This window comes from Aureitalea marina (assembly GCF_002943755.1).
GTDB lineage: Bacteria > Bacteroidota > Bacteroidia > Flavobacteriales > Flavobacteriaceae > Aureitalea > Aureitalea marina.
Window position 1 is genome coordinate 2,697,716 of sequence record NZ_MQUB01000001.1, and the last position, 19,862, is coordinate 2,717,577.

Annotated in this window: 17 protein-coding genes and 1 pseudogene; 12 read left to right on the forward strand and 6 right to left on the reverse strand. The window is 46.0% G+C overall.

The genetic code is table 11. The annotated features are described in order from the left end of the window. Window position 1 precedes the first annotated feature (1 nt). Window positions 2-466, forward strand: coding sequence for a CBS domain-containing protein (locus tag BST85_RS12375; protein WP_104813543.1), 465 nt, complete (start codon window positions 2-4; stop codon window positions 464-466). On the opposite strand, the gene BST85_RS12380 is transcribed toward BST85_RS12375, so the two are convergent. Further along, window positions 467-817, reverse strand: a complete 351-nt coding sequence (locus BST85_RS12380) for a hypothetical protein (protein WP_104813544.1) — start codon at window positions 815-817, stop codon at window positions 467-469. Next, window positions 817-1,746 (reverse strand): DUF6268 family outer membrane beta-barrel protein, encoded by a 930-nt coding sequence (locus BST85_RS12385; protein WP_104813545.1) that lies wholly within the window; start codon window positions 1,744-1,746, stop codon window positions 817-819. Before BST85_RS12385 ends, BST85_RS12380 begins: the two co-directional genes overlap by 1 nt. A 114-nt stretch (window positions 1,747-1,860) precedes the next feature. On the opposite strand from BST85_RS12385, the gene ileS reads away from it, so the two are divergent. Genes ileS through BST85_RS12405 form a run of 4 tightly spaced genes read left to right on the forward strand, consistent with a single transcriptional unit; the run spans window position 1,861 to window position 7,047 of the window. Next, window positions 1,861-5,262 carry an isoleucine--tRNA ligase gene (gene ileS, locus BST85_RS12390; RefSeq protein ID WP_104813546.1) on the forward strand — a complete coding sequence of 1,134 codons (3,402 nt, stop codon included), beginning with the start codon at window positions 1,861-1,863 and terminating at the stop codon, window positions 5,260-5,262. A gap of 3 nt (window positions 5,263-5,265) precedes the next feature. Then, the gene (locus tag BST85_RS12395; protein ID WP_104813547.1) at window positions 5,266-5,649 is read left to right on the forward strand and encodes a TraR/DksA family transcriptional regulator; all 384 of its coding nucleotides are present in this window, start codon (window positions 5,266-5,268) and stop codon (window positions 5,647-5,649) included. Between the two features lie 53 nt (window positions 5,650-5,702). After that, window positions 5,703-6,329 (forward strand): hypothetical protein, encoded by a 627-nt coding sequence (locus tag BST85_RS12400; RefSeq protein ID WP_104813548.1) that lies wholly within the window; start codon window positions 5,703-5,705, stop codon window positions 6,327-6,329. A gap of 49 nt (window positions 6,330-6,378) precedes the next feature. After that, the gene (locus tag BST85_RS12405; RefSeq protein WP_104813549.1) at window positions 6,379-7,047 is read left to right on the forward strand and encodes a lipoprotein signal peptidase; all 669 of its coding nucleotides are present in this window, start codon (window positions 6,379-6,381) and stop codon (window positions 7,045-7,047) included. Here the strand turns inward: BST85_RS12405 and BST85_RS12410 are convergent. The 4 genes from BST85_RS12410 to BST85_RS12425 are packed head-to-tail and all read right to left on the reverse strand — an operon-like array spanning window position 7,044 to window position 9,966. Next, window positions 7,044-7,457: a DUF2752 domain-containing protein gene (locus BST85_RS12410; protein ID WP_104813550.1), complete on the reverse strand. Its 414-nt coding sequence runs from the start codon at window positions 7,455-7,457 to the stop codon at window positions 7,044-7,046. The genes BST85_RS12405 and BST85_RS12410 overlap by 4 nt on opposite strands. Window positions 7,458-7,496: 39 nt before the next feature. Continuing rightward, window positions 7,497-8,063, reverse strand: a complete 567-nt coding sequence (locus BST85_RS12415; protein WP_104813551.1) for a 5-formyltetrahydrofolate cyclo-ligase — start codon at window positions 8,061-8,063, stop codon at window positions 7,497-7,499. Continuing rightward, on the reverse strand, window positions 8,063-9,031 hold the full coding sequence (locus BST85_RS12420) for a succinylglutamate desuccinylase/aspartoacylase family protein (RefSeq protein WP_104813552.1): 969 nt from the start codon (window positions 9,029-9,031) through the stop codon (window positions 8,063-8,065). Before BST85_RS12420 ends, BST85_RS12415 begins: the two co-directional genes overlap by 1 nt. A gap of 59 nt (window positions 9,032-9,090) precedes the next feature. Beyond that, window positions 9,091-9,966: an ATP-grasp domain-containing protein gene (locus BST85_RS12425; RefSeq protein ID WP_104813553.1), complete on the reverse strand. Its 876-nt coding sequence runs from the start codon at window positions 9,964-9,966 to the stop codon at window positions 9,091-9,093. A gap of 136 nt (window positions 9,967-10,102) precedes the next feature. On the opposite strand from BST85_RS12425, the gene uvrC reads away from it, so the two are divergent. The 7 genes and pseudogenes from uvrC to BST85_RS12460 all read left to right on the forward strand — a co-directional run bounded on the left by uvrC (window position 10,103) and on the right by BST85_RS12460 (window position 19,762). Then, window positions 10,103-11,899: an excinuclease ABC subunit UvrC gene (gene uvrC, locus BST85_RS12430; protein WP_104813554.1), complete on the forward strand. Its 1,797-nt coding sequence runs from the start codon at window positions 10,103-10,105 to the stop codon at window positions 11,897-11,899. Further along, window positions 11,896-14,154, forward strand: coding sequence for a patatin-like phospholipase family protein (locus BST85_RS12435; protein ID WP_245917692.1), 2,259 nt, complete (start codon window positions 11,896-11,898; stop codon window positions 14,152-14,154). Before uvrC ends, BST85_RS12435 begins: the two co-directional genes overlap by 4 nt. Before the next feature lie 189 nt (window positions 14,155-14,343). Continuing rightward, window positions 14,344-15,504, forward strand: a complete 1,161-nt coding sequence (locus BST85_RS12440) for a homogentisate 1,2-dioxygenase (protein ID WP_104813555.1) — start codon at window positions 14,344-14,346, stop codon at window positions 15,502-15,504. 47 nt (window positions 15,505-15,551) lie between these two features. Continuing rightward, window positions 15,552-16,712 carry a 4-hydroxyphenylpyruvate dioxygenase gene (gene hppD, locus BST85_RS12445; RefSeq protein ID WP_181040019.1) on the forward strand — a complete coding sequence of 387 codons (1,161 nt, stop codon included), beginning with the start codon at window positions 15,552-15,554 and terminating at the stop codon, window positions 16,710-16,712. A 99-nt stretch (window positions 16,713-16,811) separates the two neighbouring features. Next, window positions 16,812-17,582 (forward strand): DUF3108 domain-containing protein, encoded by a 771-nt coding sequence (locus BST85_RS12450; RefSeq protein ID WP_104813557.1) that lies wholly within the window; start codon window positions 16,812-16,814, stop codon window positions 17,580-17,582. Further along, window positions 17,582-18,513: pseudogene (locus BST85_RS12455) on the forward strand (tryptophan 2,3-dioxygenase family protein). The gene BST85_RS12450 and the pseudogene BST85_RS12455 overlap by 1 nt, the downstream one beginning before the upstream one ends. Window positions 18,514-18,526: 13 nt before the next feature. Then, complete coding sequence (locus BST85_RS12460; protein ID WP_245917693.1) at window positions 18,527-19,762, forward strand: M23 family metallopeptidase; 1,236 nt, start codon at window positions 18,527-18,529, stop codon at window positions 19,760-19,762. The last annotated feature ends 100 nt before the right edge of the window (window positions 19,763-19,862 follow it).

Genomic DNA, 19,862 nt, shown 5'->3' on the forward strand with positions numbered 1-19,862 from the left:
TATGGGTATCAAGAGTTATGTTGGCCGTCGAGCCAAGCCTACAAAAGGAACAGACCAGCAGATCAAAGTTTCGGACTATATGACCACTAATCTGATCAAGTTCAAGACGGATCAATCTGTTCTTGATGTCATGAATACCCTGATCAAAAAGCGCATATCAGGAGGTCCGGTTGTCAATGACAAAAATGAATTGGTCGGCATTATCTCCGAAGGCGACTGTATGAAACAAATATCGGTGAGTCGTTACTACAACCAGCCTATGAAGGACATCAAAGTTTCTGACCATATGGCCACCGATGTAGAAACCATAGATGGGAATATGAATGTTTTTGATGCAGCCGAGCTTTTCCTAAAATCTAAACGACGCCGGTTTCCCATCCTAGAAGATGGCAAGTTGGTGGGGCAGATCAGCCAAAAGGACGTGCTTAAGGCTGCATTGCAATTAAAAGGCCGAAGCTGGAGGTGATCACGTATCCCGTTTGACTATTAGATAAAGATCATTGTCCAAAGCCAGGTATCCTTGATCGTAGACATAATGATAAACACTGCCAGTTTTGGTGGTGTATGTTCCTGTGTGCAGATCAAAATCGAAACCAGCCTTTGTTAGAGTCTTTTTAGCCACCTTGGTTTTATCCCGTGTATTGAGTTGTTGTAGGATGCGGTGATTCTTTCTCAGCTGATTATTTATATTGCGAATGTATGCGGTCACGTCCTTGTTTCGGGCGTTGTGATAGCTGTTTCGGCAGCTATCATCGCAAAACTTCTTGTCTGATCGACCCACCACGCGTTCTCCACATTCCAAACAGGTTTTTTCCATCACTCGTTAATTTCGTTATCCGGGGAGTCATTGAGGTTGAATCTGTAAATAGCTTCGATCTTGGCAAAGAAGCCGCCATTTATCTCCGGGTTGAGCCTGATCCGATCGTCATTGATGCGCAAGGCAGTTATTCCCAGATCGTAGGTATCTCCGTCGGCGTACAGCTCGAAATCATTGCTAGTATACCCCAGTTTACCTCGGATCAAGACCGATTTGTCAAACCCATTCCACTGCAGATAGGAAGCAAAATCCAAGGCGCCTTGCTGAACATAGACATTACCTCTGTTTACCTGATTGATATTATAACTTCTTCCGATCCCGAAGTAGTCCAAACCAATTGTAAATGCTCCCAGTGCATAGTTTACATCAACCGATATAGGTAAGGAAACGTCCATTTCAAATCGAGAATTCGGGCTGAGATAATACCATCCGATTATTGGGGTAGTGAATATTCCAAATTGCTCGTCAGAGAGATACCAGCCAAAGCGATAGGTCAGGTTTTCGGTCTTTTTTAAGCGGGCTACAGTGTACCCTCCAAACAGCAGATCGTCCCACTCCAGGCTCTTATAGTCCGATGCCATCTTAGGAAGCATAACCAATGCGGCACTCCATTTCTCATTGAAGCTGTGATTCAAACCCAGTTGCAGGGTGGTGCTGTACAATGAAGTTCGTTGCCCGTTGGGGATCAATTGGAGTCTGCTGCTCACCAGGTCGATACCGGTGATCATGGCAGTTCGATCATTGAACTGAATAGGATAAGTCAGGTTGAGGTCGAAATAGGTTATTGACGTCTCAGAATTTGTTCCCTCAAAGCTGTTGGAGAAGGATTCGCCAAATCCAATCTTAAATACATCGACATAGTTTTGAGAAGGGGAAATGCAGGTGAACAGTATGGCCGCGATAAGCCAAAATTTAGTCAGGTCTTTCATAGGATATTCTAAAGATAGAAAATCCACTAAACTCAATACCTGAACGAGCCTTTATACATAGGGAAATTCTCTAAAATTTCTTAATTTCGCATCCTTAATTCAAGCCGCTGTTCCATGAGCACTAAGTTTAATGAATACAAGGGATTGGACCTTGCCAAACTGGGTGATGAAGTACTCGAATTCTGGAAATCCGAGAAGATTTTCGAAAAGAGTATTGCCATTCGGGAAGGGAAGACTCCATTTGTGTTCTTCGAAGGGCCACCTTCGGCTAATGGTCTCCCAGGTATCCACCACGTTATGGCTCGTGCCATCAAGGATATATTTTGCCGTTTCAAGACGCAAAAGGGCTTCAAAGTAGATCGTAAAGCCGGCTGGGACACACACGGTTTGCCAATCGAACTGGGTGTTGAAAAAGAATTAGGGATCACCAAGGAAGACATTGGGAAGAAGATCTCTGTGGAGGAGTATAATGAGGCCTGCAGGAAGGCGGTCATGCGGTACACTGATGTTTGGAACCGATTGACAGAGCGAGCCGGCTATTGGGTGGATATGGATAATCCTTATGTCACCTATGAGCCTAAGTATATGGAAACTGTTTGGTGGCTGCTGAAGGAGATCTACTCTAAAGGTTTGCTTTACAAAGGGTATACTATCCAGCCTTACTCACCAAAAGCCGGAACCGGACTAAGTTCGCATGAGCTCAACCAGCCGGGGACCTATCAGGATATTACCGATACTACGGTAGTCGCTCAGTTCAAAGCTAAAGCTGATACTTTACCGGATTTCCTTTCTGGTAAGGGGGATGTTCATTTCCTGGCATGGACCACCACTCCGTGGACATTGCCAAGTAATACCGCACTTACCGTTGGGCCCAAGATCGATTATGTGCTGGTCAAGAGTTTTAATCAGTACACCTTTGAGCCTATTCAGGTGGTGTTGGCCAAGGCCTTGGTAGGTAAGCAATTTGCAGGCAAATTTGTAGAGGCAGAAGAAGCAGGACAGTTGGCCGATTACCAGGCCGGAGATAAGAAGGTCCCGTATTGGATCGACAGTGAGTTCAAAGGAAAAGACCTGGTCGGTATCCGCTACGAACAATTACTGGATTACGCCCTGCCAAATGACAATCCGGAGAATGCTTTCCGCGTGATCAGCGGGGATTTCGTGACAACAGAGGACGGTACCGGAATTGTACACACAGCACCGACCTTCGGGGCAGACGATGCCAAGGTTGCCAAGGAAGCAGTGCCGGAAGTGCCGCCATTGCTGGTGAAGGACGAACAGGATAACCTGGTTCCACTAGTCGATCTCCAAGGACGTTTCCGTCCGGAAATGGGAGAATTGGCAGGGAAGTATGTCAAGAATGAATATTACGATGATGGTCAGGCGCCGGAGAAATCCGTGGATGTCGAGTTGGCCATCAAACTCAAAACTGAAAATAAAGCCTTCAAGGTGGAGAAATACCTGCACAGTTATCCGAACTGTTGGAGGACAGACAAACCCATCTTGTATTACCCATTGGACTCCTGGTTCATCAAGGTAACCGACTTCCGGGATCGGATGTTCGAGCTGAACCTGGGGATCAATTGGAAGCCTAAATCCACTGGCGAAGGACGCTTTGGAAACTGGTTAGCGAATGCCAATGACTGGAACCTTTCTCGTTCGCGTTACTGGGGAATACCTTTACCAATTTGGCGAACAGAAGATGGATCTGAAGAAAAGTGTATCGGTTCTGTCGAGGAGTTGAAGCTGGAAATGAAGCGGGCTGTTGAGGCCGGATTCATGAAAACCGACATCTATTCCGATTTTGTGGTTGGTGACATGTCCGAAGAGAATTATCAAACCATCGACCTGCATAAGAACATTGTAGACCAGATCGTACTGGTATCTGATTCCGGTCTACCCATGAAAAGAGAGGCAGACCTGATCGACGTATGGTTTGACAGTGGGTCCATGCCCTATTCTCAATGGCACTATCCCTTCGAGAATAAGGAGAAAGTAGAACAAACCTGGCGCAAGGCAGACTTCATCGCTGAAGGCGTAGATCAGACCCGCGGATGGTTCTATACCCTACACGCAATTGGCACTATGATCTTTGATGATGTGGCATATAAGAATGTGGTTTCCAATGGACTGGTTCTGGATAAGAACGGCCAGAAGATGTCCAAGCGATTGGGGAATGCCGCCGATCCATTCGAGACCTTGGACAAGTATGGTCCCGATGCTACACGTTGGTATATGATCAGTAATGCCAACCCTTGGGATAACCTGAAATTTGATCTTGACGGAATTGCCGAAGTACGAAATAAATTCTTCGGTACACTTTATAACACCTATAGTTTCTTTGCGCTTTATGCCAACCTGGATAATTTCGACTATCGGGAGCCAGAGACAGCATTGGAAGACCGGCCTGAGATTGATCGCTGGATACTATCCGAGCTAAACTCCCTGATACAGATCGTAGATAAGGCTTACGAGGAATACGAGCCCACCCGTGCGGCAAGGGCTATTTCCTATTTTGTTCAGGAGAACCTGAGCAACTGGTTTGTCCGATTGAGCAGAAGGCGTTTCTGGAAAGGTAGTTATGGTCCGGACAAGATCTCAGCCTACCAGACACTCTTTACTTGCCTGCTTAGAGTATCTCAGCTCAGTGCACCTGTAGCGCCCTTCTTTATGGACAGGTTATACAAGGACCTGATGTCCGGGGTTGTCCAAGAAGGACAGGAATCGGTTCACCTGAGCGATTTTCCGACAGCCAATACGGGCTGTATCGATCCGCAACTGGAGCACAAAATGCAAAAGGCGCAGACAATTTCTTCCCTGGTATTGTCGTTACGGCAACGAGAGAAGATCAAAGTTCGTCAGCCGCTGCAAAAGATCATGATCCCTGTTCTGGATCAATCCGAAAGAGAAGAGATCGAAGCCGTATCTGACCTGATCAAATCTGAGGTCAATGTAAAGGAGATCGAGCTTATAGACGAAGGATCTGGCATATTGGTCAAGCAGATCAAACCTGATTTCAAGAAACTCGGCCCCCGTTTCGGAAAAGACATGAAGGTGATAGCCCAGGCTATTAATGACTTTGGTCAGGAAGAGATCATGCAGCTGGAAAAAGATGGGGAAATATCAGTTTCTCATAACGAAAAAAGCAGTACATTGACCCTCGACGATGTGATCATAAGCTCTCAGGACATTGAAGGCTGGCTGGTCGCTAACGCTGACGGAGTCACGGTTGCACTGGATGTTAACATCAACCCCGATTTGCGTAATGAGGGCATAGCCAGGGAATTGGTTAACCGAATTCAAAACCTTAGAAAAGACTCTGGTTTTGAAGTTACTGATCGAGTAGATGTAACACTAGAGCAAGACGATAGACTGATGACAGCAGTGGAGCAGAACATGAAGTATATCAAACAAGAAACCTTGGCCGAGGAGTTGCAATTTGCGCAAGAAGTAATTGACGGAACTGAGATCGCTTTCGATGACATCAAGACCCGGTTAAGCATAAAAAAACATTAAATCATGGCAAAAGAGATAAAGAACCGATACAGCGATAATGAACTGGAGGAATTCAGAGCCCTGATCCAGGAGAAGATCGATAAAGCACAAGAACAGCTTGAACTGATCGAAAGTGCTTATAAGAACGATAGTAACAACGGTACGGACGATACCTCTCCGACCTTCAAGGCTTTTGATGAAGGTAGTGAGGTGATGAGTAAAGAGGCTAACTCGCAACTGGCTATCAGACAAGAGAAGTTTATCCGTGATCTGAAGAACGCCTTGATACGAATAGAGAACAAGACTTACGGAATCTGCCGTGTGACCGGAAAGCTAATCAATCCTGAACGCTTGAAATTGGTGCCACATGCTACCTTGAGTATCGAGGCTAAGAACATGCAAAAGTAGAAGGGGTAACCTTTGAAAAGAACAAAATCAACCCCGATTTTCGGGGTTTTTTTATGCGGTATTTATTCATCTTTATTGTCCATTTCCTGCTGATAGGCCCGGTCAGCGCCCAAAAGACCATGAACAAGCAATGGTCCTCTGAAGGATTGAATGTACTGCAGATCCGCTCGGATGAAGTTTATAATATCAAACTGTACAGTCACGATGAGCCGGAGATCAGGATGTCCATCTATGTGGAGGGAGAATCCAATGAAAGTGTGGTACTGGAGGTAAAAAAGAGGGGTGATACCTTATCCCTGGAAACCGCCTACTCACCCTATTTTGAGGCCTACAATGACAAGCTGGCTGCTCACAAAGTGATTGCCATCGAGATGGTGGTTTTCGTCCCCAGTCACATAGGGGTAGACCTGGAAGCCCGATTGGCCTCTGTAGATACTTATGGACCATTCAATTCCTTATTTGTACAACTTGATCAAGGGAATGGCATTTTTAACGACTTTGCAGGAAATGGAAAGTTGATGGCCCGCTTGGGATTTATAGAGCTTTGGGCCAGGGACAGTGTAAGTGGTAAAGCCAAGTCTATCTTCGGGAAGGCGATCAATGAATTACCTGAAGGCGGTCAGTTTCAGGTTGAAGCAGAAAGCCGTCATGGAAACGTTACTTTAAAGTCAAGCCAATAAATATTGTTATTTTTGCCCCTTCAGAAACCTGTCCGATAGCGTATTGCGCATGATTCCTAAATCCTTTTCACTCAAGAACTCAATATTACTCATCGCTTTGGTCCTGCTCATCGATCAGATAAGCAAGGTCTATATCAAAACGAACTTCGTTTTAGGCGAAGAGGTAGAAGTATTTAGTTGGTTCAAGATCCTGTTCGTGGAGAACGAAGGGATGGCTTGGGGCGCCCGCATCCCCGGGGAGTATGGCAAACTGATCCTAACCCTTTTTCGGTTGGTGGCCATATGCGGGATCGGATATTGGCTGTGGGATTCGGTTAGAAAGGTTTCGCCTCGGGTTTTGATCGTTGCCATCTCTTTCATTTTTGCCGGAGCCATGGGGAATATTATCGATTCTGTCTTCTACGGGCTGATCTTCGACAGTAGTAGCAACCAGGTTGCTACTATGTTCCCTCCTGACGGGGGATATGGAACCATTTTCCATGGCAAGGTGGTGGATATGCTCCATTTTCCTATGTGGAAAGGATATCTTCCAGATTGGATACCCTTTTGGGGCGGTGATTATTTTGTCTTCTTTGAGCCAGTATTCAATATTGCGGATTCGGCCATCACCACAGGAGTCTTTCTCTTGATCTTGTTTAACAAGAAAGCTTTTCCTAAAAAAGATAAAGAACAGGATTCCAAACCTTCAGAATCTACAGAAGGTACTTCACAGGATTAAGGAAATACATCCGGCGAGAGAAGGTTGAAGGGATATGCCGGTATATTGCGGCCTATCCAAAATAAGACCACAACTGCTAGAGAAGCGTAGGTCACTTTGTTGGATTTGACTCCTTCTCTGATACTTGCTTTATTCGATAGATAATTAAATAGTCTAGTGAAGACGATTGGGACAGCGATCATCAGGCTCAGAATCAGTAAGGGATTGGTCCAGAATGCTATTTCGAGATCCCCGTGCAGTAAATGGTGCAGAGCTCGTTGAGATCCACATCCGGGACAATGGAACCCGGTGATGAAATAAAAGGGACAGGGCAAGAGGGTCGTCTTTTCAGGGTCGATCCAATAGTACAGGGACGCCAGGCCAGTAATTCCCGCCCCGATCAAAGCAAGGGTTCCAAATCGATTTTTCATATTGTCCTCACAAAGTAAACTACAAATCTTCTTAATTGATCAATTGGACTGAGGAAATTGATGTATTCCTTCCGGGGTGATGCAATAGTGCAGGGGGATATCGACAGGATCTGTCGGAATAACCTCTTCCGGGCCAAAGTAGGACAGACCAACAAAGAGCACGCCCTTATTGCACTGAGCTAAAAAGCGATCGTAAAATCCCTTGCCATAGCCCAATCGATTCCCTTTTTGATCATAGGCTAATAAGGGCACAAAGATTACCTCCAGCTGATCGATCGGGAAGGGAATCCCACCTTCTGGTTCCGGTATTCCCATGGCATTTACAGAGATCTTGGTGTTGTCCTCCAACAGTACATGATTTAGGCTTGTTGTTTTGAAATCTGAACGGGAAAGGACCACAGATTTGTCCCTACCTTGTAAAATGTGTAGAAGATAAGAGGTGTCCACTTCCCGCTGTTGCTGGATCGGCAAAAAGAGATGAAAATACTGACGGTCCCAAATATCCAGTTTCAGGCTTTGATTGGCAATATCCAGAGAGGCCTGGTCCGGATCCTCCAGATCCAAACGTTTCTTTTTATAGATCTTCCTGAGTTCTGATTTTGTCATCAAATACTGCCTGCCTGGGTGGAGATATGGAAGATGGCATCTCCCTGGTGAACAATGGGTGCATGATTTACATTGATGATGTAACCATCATTGGGAGCCAGTACTTTAAAGCGCATGGTACCATATGGGTCTGTAATTGTTGCGAGGAATTCACCTTTTTGCACCAATTTGTTGCATTTGATCTTAACGTGCAACAATCCACTGCGTTGGGCTCTTACCCATCGGCTCTTTTCGATCAGGACTCCAGATTCCGTCAAAGGGGGTTTTACAAATTGATCCTGCAACATACCCAGTGAATCCAGTACACGGCAAACACCATCTACTCCTGTTTTGACGATCTGCTTATGGCTTTCCAAAGACTTACCTCCCTCGTAAAGCAATATTGGGACACCAAGCTTTTCACAGGTGGACCGGAATGACTTCCTGATATTTCCGGAATAGACGGTAAATGGAGCCTGGAAGACTTTGGCCAATTCTAATAGTTGCTTATCTCCGGCTACTATCCTGACCTGGGCAGCATTGAACCTACTTGCACCACCGGTGTGAAAATCCATGCAATAGTCTGCCTTAGGTAGTATTTCCTTTGTAAAATGATAGGCTACTCTACTAGCCAAAGATCCCGTTTTGGTTCCTGGAAAGCTCCTGTTGAGGTCTCTTCCGTCCGGAAAGGCACGTTCAGCATTCAGGAAACCAAAGATGTTCAGGATGGGTATACTAATGACCGTTCCCGCCTTAGGTTTATTCATCTTTCTGGCAATGAGCTGCCGTACGATCTCTACCCCGTTGATCTCGTCCCCATGAATGCCTGCGGTCAGCAGGACGGTGGGTCCCGGTTCGAGAGCCCGCTCAATAATGATGGGAATTTCCACCTTGGTGGTGGTATAGAGTTTGGCCATACTAAAATCCACTGTTCGGCTTTCACCGGGAGCGATGGATTGGCCAAGCAATTCCAGGTTCTCTTGAGACATATTGATCACTTAGGGCTACTTGTGCAAGTTACAAAAATGGACGGGAGACCAGTGGTAGGTCACTGACGTTTGTTGCGCTCGATATATGAAATGATCTGACCGGAAACGTCAATTCCGGTGGTCGTTTCAATACCTTCCAGACCAGGGGTCGAATTAACTTCCAATACCATAGGTCCACTATTTGATTCCAGCAGATCGACCCCACAAACTCCCAGACGAAGTGCCTTGGCCGCTCTCAGGGCAAGGTTCTCCAGTTTATGATCCAGTTTCAAGGCCTCAGCACTACCTCCTCTGTGCAAATTAGAGCGGAACTCGCCCTCTTTGCCTTGTCTTTTCATCGCAGCCACGATCTTTCCATCCACCACGATTGCACGGATATCGGAGCCCTTGGATTCTGCAATGAATTCTTGGATGATAAATCGAACTTTGGCGGCTTTCAAGGTTTCTATAGTAGAGAGGGCAGACCGCTTGGATTCAGCCAGAATTACACCATTCCCATGTGTGCCTTGCAGTAGTTTGATGATATAAGGTGGAGGTCCAAAACGATCCAAAGCTGACTCTGGATCATAACCCATGCCAAGGGTGGTCTTGGGAATGGGAATCCGCGCCTGAGCCAGTATCTGGAAACAGGTCCATTTGTTGCGTGATTGTAATATGGGTTCGGCTCCGGATACACAGAATATTCCCATGGCCTGGAAATGTCGGACGATGGTCGATCCAAAATAGGTGTTAGAAGCTCCCACCCGAGGAATGAGCGCATGCAGGTCATCAACCAATTCGTTGTGGTAATAAAGTCTGTTTTGGCCTTCTTCAGTCTCCAGGGAACAGTAAGCCGGATCCAGTACTTCCATGACGTGGTTTCTGGCCATACCAGCTTTCAGCAGGCTCTGGGTAGAGTAGAGGTGTTCTCCGCGCGAAAGGATCGCAATGTTCATTGAGGTAGTAGTCTCTATGCAATTTAGCAAAAATTGCGATTGGTACTTGCGGAGGTACTATTGGAAGCAATTGATGCCCGGACGAAAAGACCACATATTCCTGAATTTGAATACAAATCTACTTTATCTTTGAGCTATGGCCGACCCCTCCATCAAACTTCAAATATCAACCTTACCCAACAAGCCTGGCGTCTATCAGTACTACGATAAAGACGAGCAATTGTTGTATATCGGCAAAGCCAAGAACCTGAAGAAAAGGGTAGCCTCCTATTTCACCAAACAACACGACAATGGAAAGACCAGGGTACTGGTTAAAAAAATAGCCAAGGTTCGCCATATCGTGGTGGCTAATGAGACCGATGCTTTGTTACTTGAAAATAACCTGATCAAAAAGTATCAACCCAGGTACAATGTTTTGTTGAAGGACGATAAGACCTATCCTTGGATTTGCATCAAAAAAGAGCGTTTCCCACGTGTCTTCTCAACACGCAAGCTTATCCGTGATGGTTCGGAATACTATGGACCCTTTACGAATATGAGGACGGTTCACACCTTACTCGAACTCATTCGGGGACTCTATCCGCTGCGTACGTGCAATTATGACCTGTCCGAGGAGAAGATAAAGGCGGGCAAGTATAAGGTTTGTCTGGAGTATCACCTGGGGAATTGTCTGGGTCCCTGTGAAGCCAGACAGACAGAAGATGCTTATAATCAAGATATTCAGGCTATTCGGAATATCATCAAGGGAAATTTCAAGGCCTCACTCAAGGATTTCAAGGCCCAGATGAAACAGTATTCGGAGGATCTGATGTTCGAAGATGCCCAGCGCATCAAGGAAAAGATAGAGGTCTTGGAGAACTACCAGGCCAAATCGACCATAGTGAACCCGAAGATCACCAATGTCGATGTCTTCACCATTCTATCGGACGAGAGTTACGCCTATATAAACTATCTGCAGATCTCCTTTGGTTCCATAATTCGATCTCATACCCTGGAGATCAAAAAGAAATTGGACGAGACAGATGAAGATTTACTCCAATTAGGGATCATCGAGATCAGGCAGCGTTTTGAATCCAATGCCAAAGAGGTTTACTTATCCATCCCTCTTTCCCTGGGAGAGAAGGTGAAAGTTCATGTGCCGCAAGCCGGTGATAAAAAAAGACTGGTCGAATTGTCTCTCCGCAACGCCAAGTACTACAAATTAGAGCGCCTGAAACAGGCCAAGATCGTAGACCCGGACCGGCATACCAACCGGATCATGACCCAAATGCAGTCCGATCTCAGGCTGTCTGAAGAACCCCGCCATATCGAGTGCTTTGACAACAGTAATATACAGGGCACACATCCCGTTGCAGCCTGTGTGGTTTTCAGGGATGGTAAACCCTCTAAGAAAGAGTATCGCAAATTCAATATCAAGACGGTCGAGGGCCCGGATGATTATGCCTCCATGGAAGAAGTGGTCTATAGGAGGTACAAACGAATGTTAGACGAGGAGCAACCTTTACCGCAACTCATCATCATCGATGGGGGGAAAGGACAATTGTCCTCTGCCCTCAAGAGCCTGGAGAAGCTTGATCTGAGAGGAAAGATCGCCATAGTGGGAATTGCCAAGCGATTGGAGGAATTGTTTTATCCGGACGATCCCATCCCGCTTTACCTGGATAAAAAATCGGAAACTTTAAAGATCATCCAGCAATTAAGGAATGAGGCACATCGTTTTGGAATAAGCTTTCATCGGGATAAGCGTAGTAAGGATGCACTGAATTCGGCCCTGACCACCATACCGGGGATAGGTGAGAAAACGGTGGTCGAACTGCTCTCACAATTCAAGAGCGTTAAACGGATCAGTGAGGCAGAATTTGAGGAATTAGAAGCCGTTATTGGTGCTTCCCGGGCGAGGAAAGTGGTTGAACACTTCAAACAGATTCAATGAGGATCAAGAATTTCTTTTGGGCGATGATTTTGCTGCCATTCCTGGGGTTAGCTCAGGATGACACCCAGGAGGACCTGAAGGTTGGCTTGGTCTTGAGCGGCGGCGGAGCCAAAGGATTAGCTCATGTTGGCGCCTTAAAGATCATTGAAGAAGCGGGAATACGCATCGACTACATTGGCGGGACCAGCATGGGTGCCATAGTTGGAGGTTTGTATGCCTCAGGATATACGGCCAATCAATTGGACTCTATTTTCAATGTCCTGGATTTCGATACCCTTATCCAGGATGATGTCCCCCGCTCTGCCAAGACATTCTACGAGAAAGAGGACGGCGAACGCTATGCACTCACCCTGCCTTTCGACGATTTCAAAGTAGATTTTCCCAGTGGGATTTCTAAAGGGCAGAACATCTATAACTTGTTGTCTAAACTGACCACTCATGTCAGCGAGATCGAGGACTTTAACCAACTACCCATTCCATTTTTCTGTGTGACTACCAATGTGGAGACTGGCCAGGCCAAGATCTTTAATAAGGGCTATTTGCCCAGGGTGATCTCCGCAAGCGGTTCTATTCCTTCGCTTTTTAGCCCGGTCAAGATCGGGGATTCTATTTATGTGGATGGAGGTGTGGTGAACAATTATCCGGTAGACGAGGTCAGGGCTATGGGCGCTGATCTGGTCATCGGTATTGATGTTCAAGATTCCCTAAAGACCAGGGAAGAATTAAAGAGCGCAATCAGTTTATTGGGTCAGGTCAATAATTACCGGACCATTAATGCCATGAAGGAAAAAGCAGGGCGCACCGATATCTATATAAAGCCGAATATTGACGATTATAATGTGGTGTCATTTGATGAGGGGAATCAGATCATCCGCTCAGGTCAGATTGCGGCCGAGGGATTTCGGGGGCGTCTAGAAGAGATAGCCTCCCGCCAAACAACAGGGCCAAAGCCAAAACCGGAGATCCGATCTGCCGATGAGGTGTTCATCAAAGAAGTGGTGATCACGGGTAACGAGAATTATACCAGGGCCTATGTGCTGGGTAAACTCAAGATCCGTACACCGTCCAAAATAGAGTATACCGATTTTAGTACTGGGGTCAATAACTTGTCTGCAACGGGTAATTTTGACAATATCAACTACCGGTTCATAGAGGATAAGGATAATGCAGGGGAGTACACCGTCCATTTCGATCTCGTGGAAAGTGGATCGCGAACCTTGCTCAGGGCAGGAGTGCACTATGACGACCTATTCAAATCTGCAGCTCTGGTCAATATCACCCATAAGAGGCTGATCACCAACAACGACGTGGTCGCATTGGACCTGATCCTGGGAGACAATATTCGATATAATTTCGAATATTACATCGACAAGGGCTATTACTGGAGCGTCGGTCTTTCTTCCGCTTACAATTTCTTTGCTAAGAATGTTGCTACAGATTTTGTTCAAAGTGATTTAAATAATGTTGCAGTTGAGATTGCCGGTGGGCCGGAACTGAACAAGATCGATTTCGAATATGGCGATCTGACCAATAGGCTTTTTGTACAAACCGTCTTTCAGCGAATCTATCTGTTGGAATTGGGCGGGGAGCACAAATGGTTGAAGTACCTGTCTGAGACCTTTGGGCAGGACGACCAAAACAAACCTCGGACGGTATTTGACAACACTAACTACTTCAGCGTATACGGTCTTTTAAAGTTTGATACCGAAGACGACAAATATTTCCCGTCCAGTGGATGGCTCTTTGAAGGTGATTTTCATTGGTACCTCCTGGCTGAAGGACAGAACGAGGATTTCGAATCCTTTTCCATTGGCAAGGCAAAAGTGGCCTATTCACATCCCTTCAGTGATAAATGGTCGGGGAGAATTTCTACTGAGGGAGGGCTTAGAATTGGAAGTTCTACCACCAACAGCCTGGATTTCTTTATTGGGGGATATGGATACCGGCCGCTGAACAATTTTGTACCTCTAATGGGCTTCGAGGCTGTGTCTCTGCGAGGAGATACGTACTTGAAATCGGCCATTAGTCTGGACTTTGAATTTGCAAAGAATCACCACTTCAACGGTGAGTTCAACATAGCCAATGTGGGGGACGACCTTTTTGCAACCGGGCAATGGATCGATGAGATCGATTATTCGGGATTTTCTATCGGTTATGGATGGAAGACCTTCCTGGGGCCGGTCGAATTGAAGTACGCTTATTCTCCAGAGGTGAAGGAGGATGTCTGGTATGTTAACGTAGGCTTCAGTTTTTAAGGTACTTCCGGCAATTTTTCCGATATTTGTGATATGGCTGTCACTGGCTGGAAATATCTACTCGTATTACTCAAATTCCTGATCAAGCGGAATCCGGAATGAGTCATTGATTTATAGGCTGTCCCCCATAACGGCCGGACTGTGAACCGAATTTCCTCCAGCAGGATCAACCACACAAATCAATGCATTATGCCTTTTTATCATCAACTAGGGAAAATACCTCCCAAACGTCATACTCAATTCCGTAAGCCGGATGGTAGTCTGTATGCCGAACAACTATTTGGCACCATCGGTTTCGATGGCATGTACAGTAATTTGTACCATGAACACAGGCCGACTCAGGTCAGAACAATAGTTAAACAGTATTCTGTGGCACCCAAGGTGTCCCTGAAGAACAATATGCAGTCTTTCCGTTTTCGCGGGTTTCAAGTTGAGCCGGAAGACGATTTTCTGGACAGTCGTAAGATCGTCCTGACAAATTCCGATTGCCACATCGCCTTGGCCGCACCCAAACGTTCTATGTCGGACTATTTTTACAAGAACACCGACTCTGACGAGCTGATCTTCGTACACAAGGGGACGGGTAAACTCAGAACCTTAATGGGCAACCTGGATTTCTCTTATGGGGATTATCTGCTTGTTCCTCGTGGGATCATCTATCAAATAGAATTTGACACCGAGGACAACCGATTGTTCATTGTAGAATCTAAACGTCCCATATACACGCCAAAGCGATATCGCAACTGGTTTGGGCAATTACTGGAACATTCACCCTTTTGTGAGCGGGATATCCGAAAGCCTTTGGAACTGGATACCCACAACGAAGAAGGTTCTTTCTTGATCAAGGTCAAAAAGATGGATGAGATCATCGAGATGGAATACGCTACCCACCCTTTCGATGTGGTAGGCTATGATGGCTATAATTATCCTTATGCCTTTTCCATTCACGATTTTGAGCCGATCACCGGTCGGGTTCATCAACCACCTCCGGTACATCAGACTTTTGAGACCGACGCCTTTGTGGTATGCAGTTTTGTTCCCAGACTTTACGATTATCATCCCAACGCCATCCCGGCACCATACAATCACAGCAATATAGACAGTGATGAGGTGTTATATTATGTGGATGGAGACTTTATGAGTCGGAACGATATCGAGGCGGGGCACATTTCTCTGCATCCTGCGGGAATTCCACACGGACCTCACCCGGGTTCTACGGAGCGAAGTATTGGTAAGAAAGAGACCGAAGAACTAGCAGTTATGGTGGACACCTTCAAACCATTGCAGGTAACAGAGGAGGCCATGAAGATTGCCGATCAGACCTATTACCAGTCCTGGCTGGATCACTGATCCCAGACTGGAAAGATTAAACCACCGACGAATAAAAGCATGTAATCATGGCAGAAATAAAGAATTTACAGAATCTACAGAATACAGAATATTCACTGAAGAAATTATTTGACGAGGCCGAGGATTTCCTCCCCTTGTTAGGAACAGACTATGTCGAACTTTATGTGGGCAATGCCAAGCAGTCTGCTCACTTTTACAAAACGGCTTTCGGGTTTCAGAGTGAAGCCTATGCCGGATTGGAGACCGGAATGAAGGACCGGGTGTCTTACGTCCTTAAACAAGACAAGATTCGTCTGGTCTTAACCACACCATTACAGGAAGACGGACCCATCAATGAGCACATCAATAAGCACGGAGATGGTGTGAAAGTTGTTGCGCTTTGGGTGGAGGATGCGACCAAGGCCTGGGAGGAAACCACCAAGCGTGGAGCCAAGTCCTTCTTTGAGCCCTATTCCGAATCTGACGATGACGGAGTGGTTGTACGCTCGGCCATTCATACTTATGGCGAAACAGTTCACGTGTTTGTGGAGCGTAAGAATTACAACGGAGTTTTCTTACCGGGATACCGCAAATGGGAATCTCACTACAATCCGGAACCGGTAGGGCTTAAATTCATCGACCATATGGTTGGGAATGTAGGTTGGAGCGAAATGAATACCTGGTGTGAGTTCTACGCTAAGGTGATGGGGTTTGCCCAGATCATTTCATTCGATGATAAGGATATCTCTACAGAATACACCGCCCTGATGAGTAAGGTGATGAGTAATGGAAACGGTCGTATTAAATTCCCGATCAACGAACCTGCCGAGGGTAGAAAGAAATCACAGATCGAGGAGTATATCGACTATTACAATGGCCCCGGTGTTCAACATATCGCGGTGGCCACGGACGATATTGTTTCTACGGTAAGCGCTATGCGCGATAGAGGAGTTGAATTCCTCTATGTACCGGACAACTATTACGAAGATATATTGGACCGGGTTGGCGATATAGACGAAAGCATCGATCTGCTGAGACAACACGGTATCTTGATAGACAGAGACGATGAAGGCTATTTGCTACAGTTGTTCACCAAGCCGGTAGTGGATCGGCCAACCATGTTCTTCGAGATCATTCAACGCAAAGGGGCTCAAAGTTTCGGGAAAGGGAACTTCAAGGCACTTTTTGAAGCAATTGAGCGGGAACAGGCCAATCGTGGTACCCTGTAACCGTAACAGAATAGGAAACTCCATCGTCTGTTAGATGGAGTTTCTTACTTTTGGAACAGTAGTTGCTCTTTTAGGGTAGAAACCCCAACATCCCATACGATGAAGCACCTGTTTTTAATATTGACTTTCCTTATCTGTGCCACAGCCATTGGACAGAAAAAGGCGTATGGCGATGGGGAATGGTTTAGATTCAGGGTGCATTACGGATTGGTTACCGCGGGTTACGCTACTTTACAGGTTAATGAGACCTCTCTGAATGGCAAACAGGTCTATCATGTAAAAGGAGAAGGAAGGACCACCGGGATGACCAAATGGTTCTTTCCCGTTGAGGATTATTACGAATCTTATATCGATACAGACCTGGACATTCCCTATCGTTTTATCCGCAAGATAGACGAAGGGGGATATACCAAAGACATACAGATCGACTTTGATCACGAGATCAATGAGGCACGGGTGATCAACAATAAAAAGAAGACCCAGGATTTCATCAACTTTCCAGAGGAGGTACAGGATATGGTGTCTGCATTCTATTATCTGAGGAATAACCTAGATATCTCGAACCTGAAGGTGGGTGAGACTATCGATATGAACATGTTCTTTGATAAAGAGAACTACAAGTTCAGATTGAAGTTCCTCGGACGGGAGACCTTAAAGACCGATTTTGGGAAGGTCCCCACTTTGATCTTTCGACCTTACGTGCAATCTGGTCGGGTTTTCGAGGAAAAGGAAAGTCTTACCGTTTGGGTTACTGACGACGAAAATAAAATGCCGATCCTGATCAAAGCTAGTTTGGTCGTGGGATCACTAAAAGCAACCTTGACGGAATTTAAAGGCTTGCAGCACTCATTTAAAATCATCATGAATTGATGGACAAACCAACCGAAACCGACCATTTGATTGAACAGCTCCGCGAAAAGTACGACTCCATGGGTCAGAATATCGACCATCACCTGGAGGGCTTGCTTCACGGGAAACCCATAACTTACTGGGATTACATTCAGACCGATGCTTTGCTCAGTCTGCAAATTCAGCGGACCACCTTTCCAGATGAGATGGTATTTATCATGTACCACCAGATCAATGAGTTGCTCTTCAAGATGATCTTGTGGGAGATCTCCCAGGTTTCCCATAACAATGAGCTTACGGCTAAATTCTTTTCGGAGCGCCTGGGTCGTATCAGTCGGTATTTTGACATGTTGAAAAATTCCTTCAACATCATGACAGAAGGTATGGAGGTAGAGCAGTATTTAAAATTCCGCAATACCCTTACTCCGGCCAGTGGGTTTCAAAGTGCCCAATATCGAAAGATCGAGTTTGCTTCCACTGATCTGATCAACCTGATCGATGCCCGTTTCCGGGATAGCATCGATCGAAATACCCCCTATGAGCACGCCTTGGAGCATTTGTATTGGCAGGCAGCCGGAAAGGATTACAAGACGGGTAAAAAAAGCTATTTGTTAAAAGTTTTTGAAGAACGGTATAAAAACGACTTCATAGCCTTTACACAAGAATATAATACCATAAATTTATACGCGAAATTCAAAGGCTTGCCCCCGAAGTTCGTGAGGCCCCGGAATTGCTGGAGGCCATGCGCCATTACGATTACACGGTGAACGTGACTTGGGTGATGGCCCATTACAATACCGCCAAGAAATACCTCAATCACGGAGAAGAACCGGAGGAGGCTACCGGTGGAAGCGACTGGGCCAAATACATGCATCCAAAGTACCAACGAAGGATCTTCTTCCCGGAAGTCTGGACACAGGAAGAATTGGACAACTGGGGGCAGGACGTATAGATTAGAAGAGAGATTGAAATTGAGAGTTTACGCCCTGTTATTTGCCCTTGTGCTAATTGTTTCCTGTAGTAAGGAGACCAAAGAAGACGATACCCCCATAGCCGAACCGGAACCAACACCGCAGCTGGAATACGGCTACGACCTGAACGACTATTTGGTGCTTAGAGATACGGTCTCTTCAGGAGATACCTTTGGCGCTATCCTGGATGCCAATGGGGTCACCCAGAACATCATCTATCAGATTGCCACTACCTACAAGGATTCCTTTGACGTCCGTAAACTCGTGGTCGGTAAACCTTTCACCATTCTCAAATCCAAAGATTCCCTGGAACAGACCCAGGTGTTTATCTATGAGAAGAACCGGGTGGAGTATGTCGTGATCGATCTGCGGGATGAGATCAGTCTGACCAATATGGCCAAACCGGTGACCATGAAGACCAAAGAAGCTTCGGGAGTGATCACCAGTTCGCTGTATGAAACCATGGTAGAGAACGATCTTAGTCCGTATATGTCGGATCGCCTGGCCACCATCTATGCCTGGACCATCAATTTCTTTAAGATACAAGCCGGAGACCGATTCCGGGTGGTGTATACTGAACGGTTCATCAACGATTCCATATCTGTAGGTCTGGGAGATATTCAGGCGGCCTATTTTGAACACAAAGGCAGGGAGCTTTATGCCTTTAAGTTTTATCCGGAGGACGGAGATGAAAAGATTTCGGCCGACTTCTATGACGAAGAAGCCAATAACCTTCGAAGAGCCTTTTTACAGTCTCCCTTGAAATTTGGAAGGCTCTCGTCACGCTACAATCTAAAAAGGCGTATCGCTTATTACGGCAACAAAGTACGCCCGCACAAAGGAACCGATTTTGCGGCTCCTGTGGGTACAGAGATCCTGGCCACTGCAGATGGGACCGTGACCAAATCCGAAAGACGGGGTGGGAATGGTAATTATGTGAAAATTCGTCATAACGGAACCTACGAGACTCAGTACCTGCATATGAGAAGTCGCAATGTCAAAGTGGGAGATTATGTGCGTCAAGGCGATGTGATTGGTTGGATCGGGATGACAGGAAATACGGCCGGCCCCCACGTTTGTTATCGCTTCTGGAAGAATGGGAAGCAAGTGGATCCATTTTTACAGGATTTGCCAGCTTCAGAGCCCTTGGCAGAACAATATCACAACGAATACTACACATTATATGCAGCCATTGAAGGACCAATTGGACTGTATTCCGTTTTAACATAGTTCGTAAGCACCTTTAAAACAAGGTGTTGCGGGCGTAATGTTATCTTTTCAACCGTCAATTGTTAGCTTTTTCTTAACGTTTTCAACAAACGCCATGAAT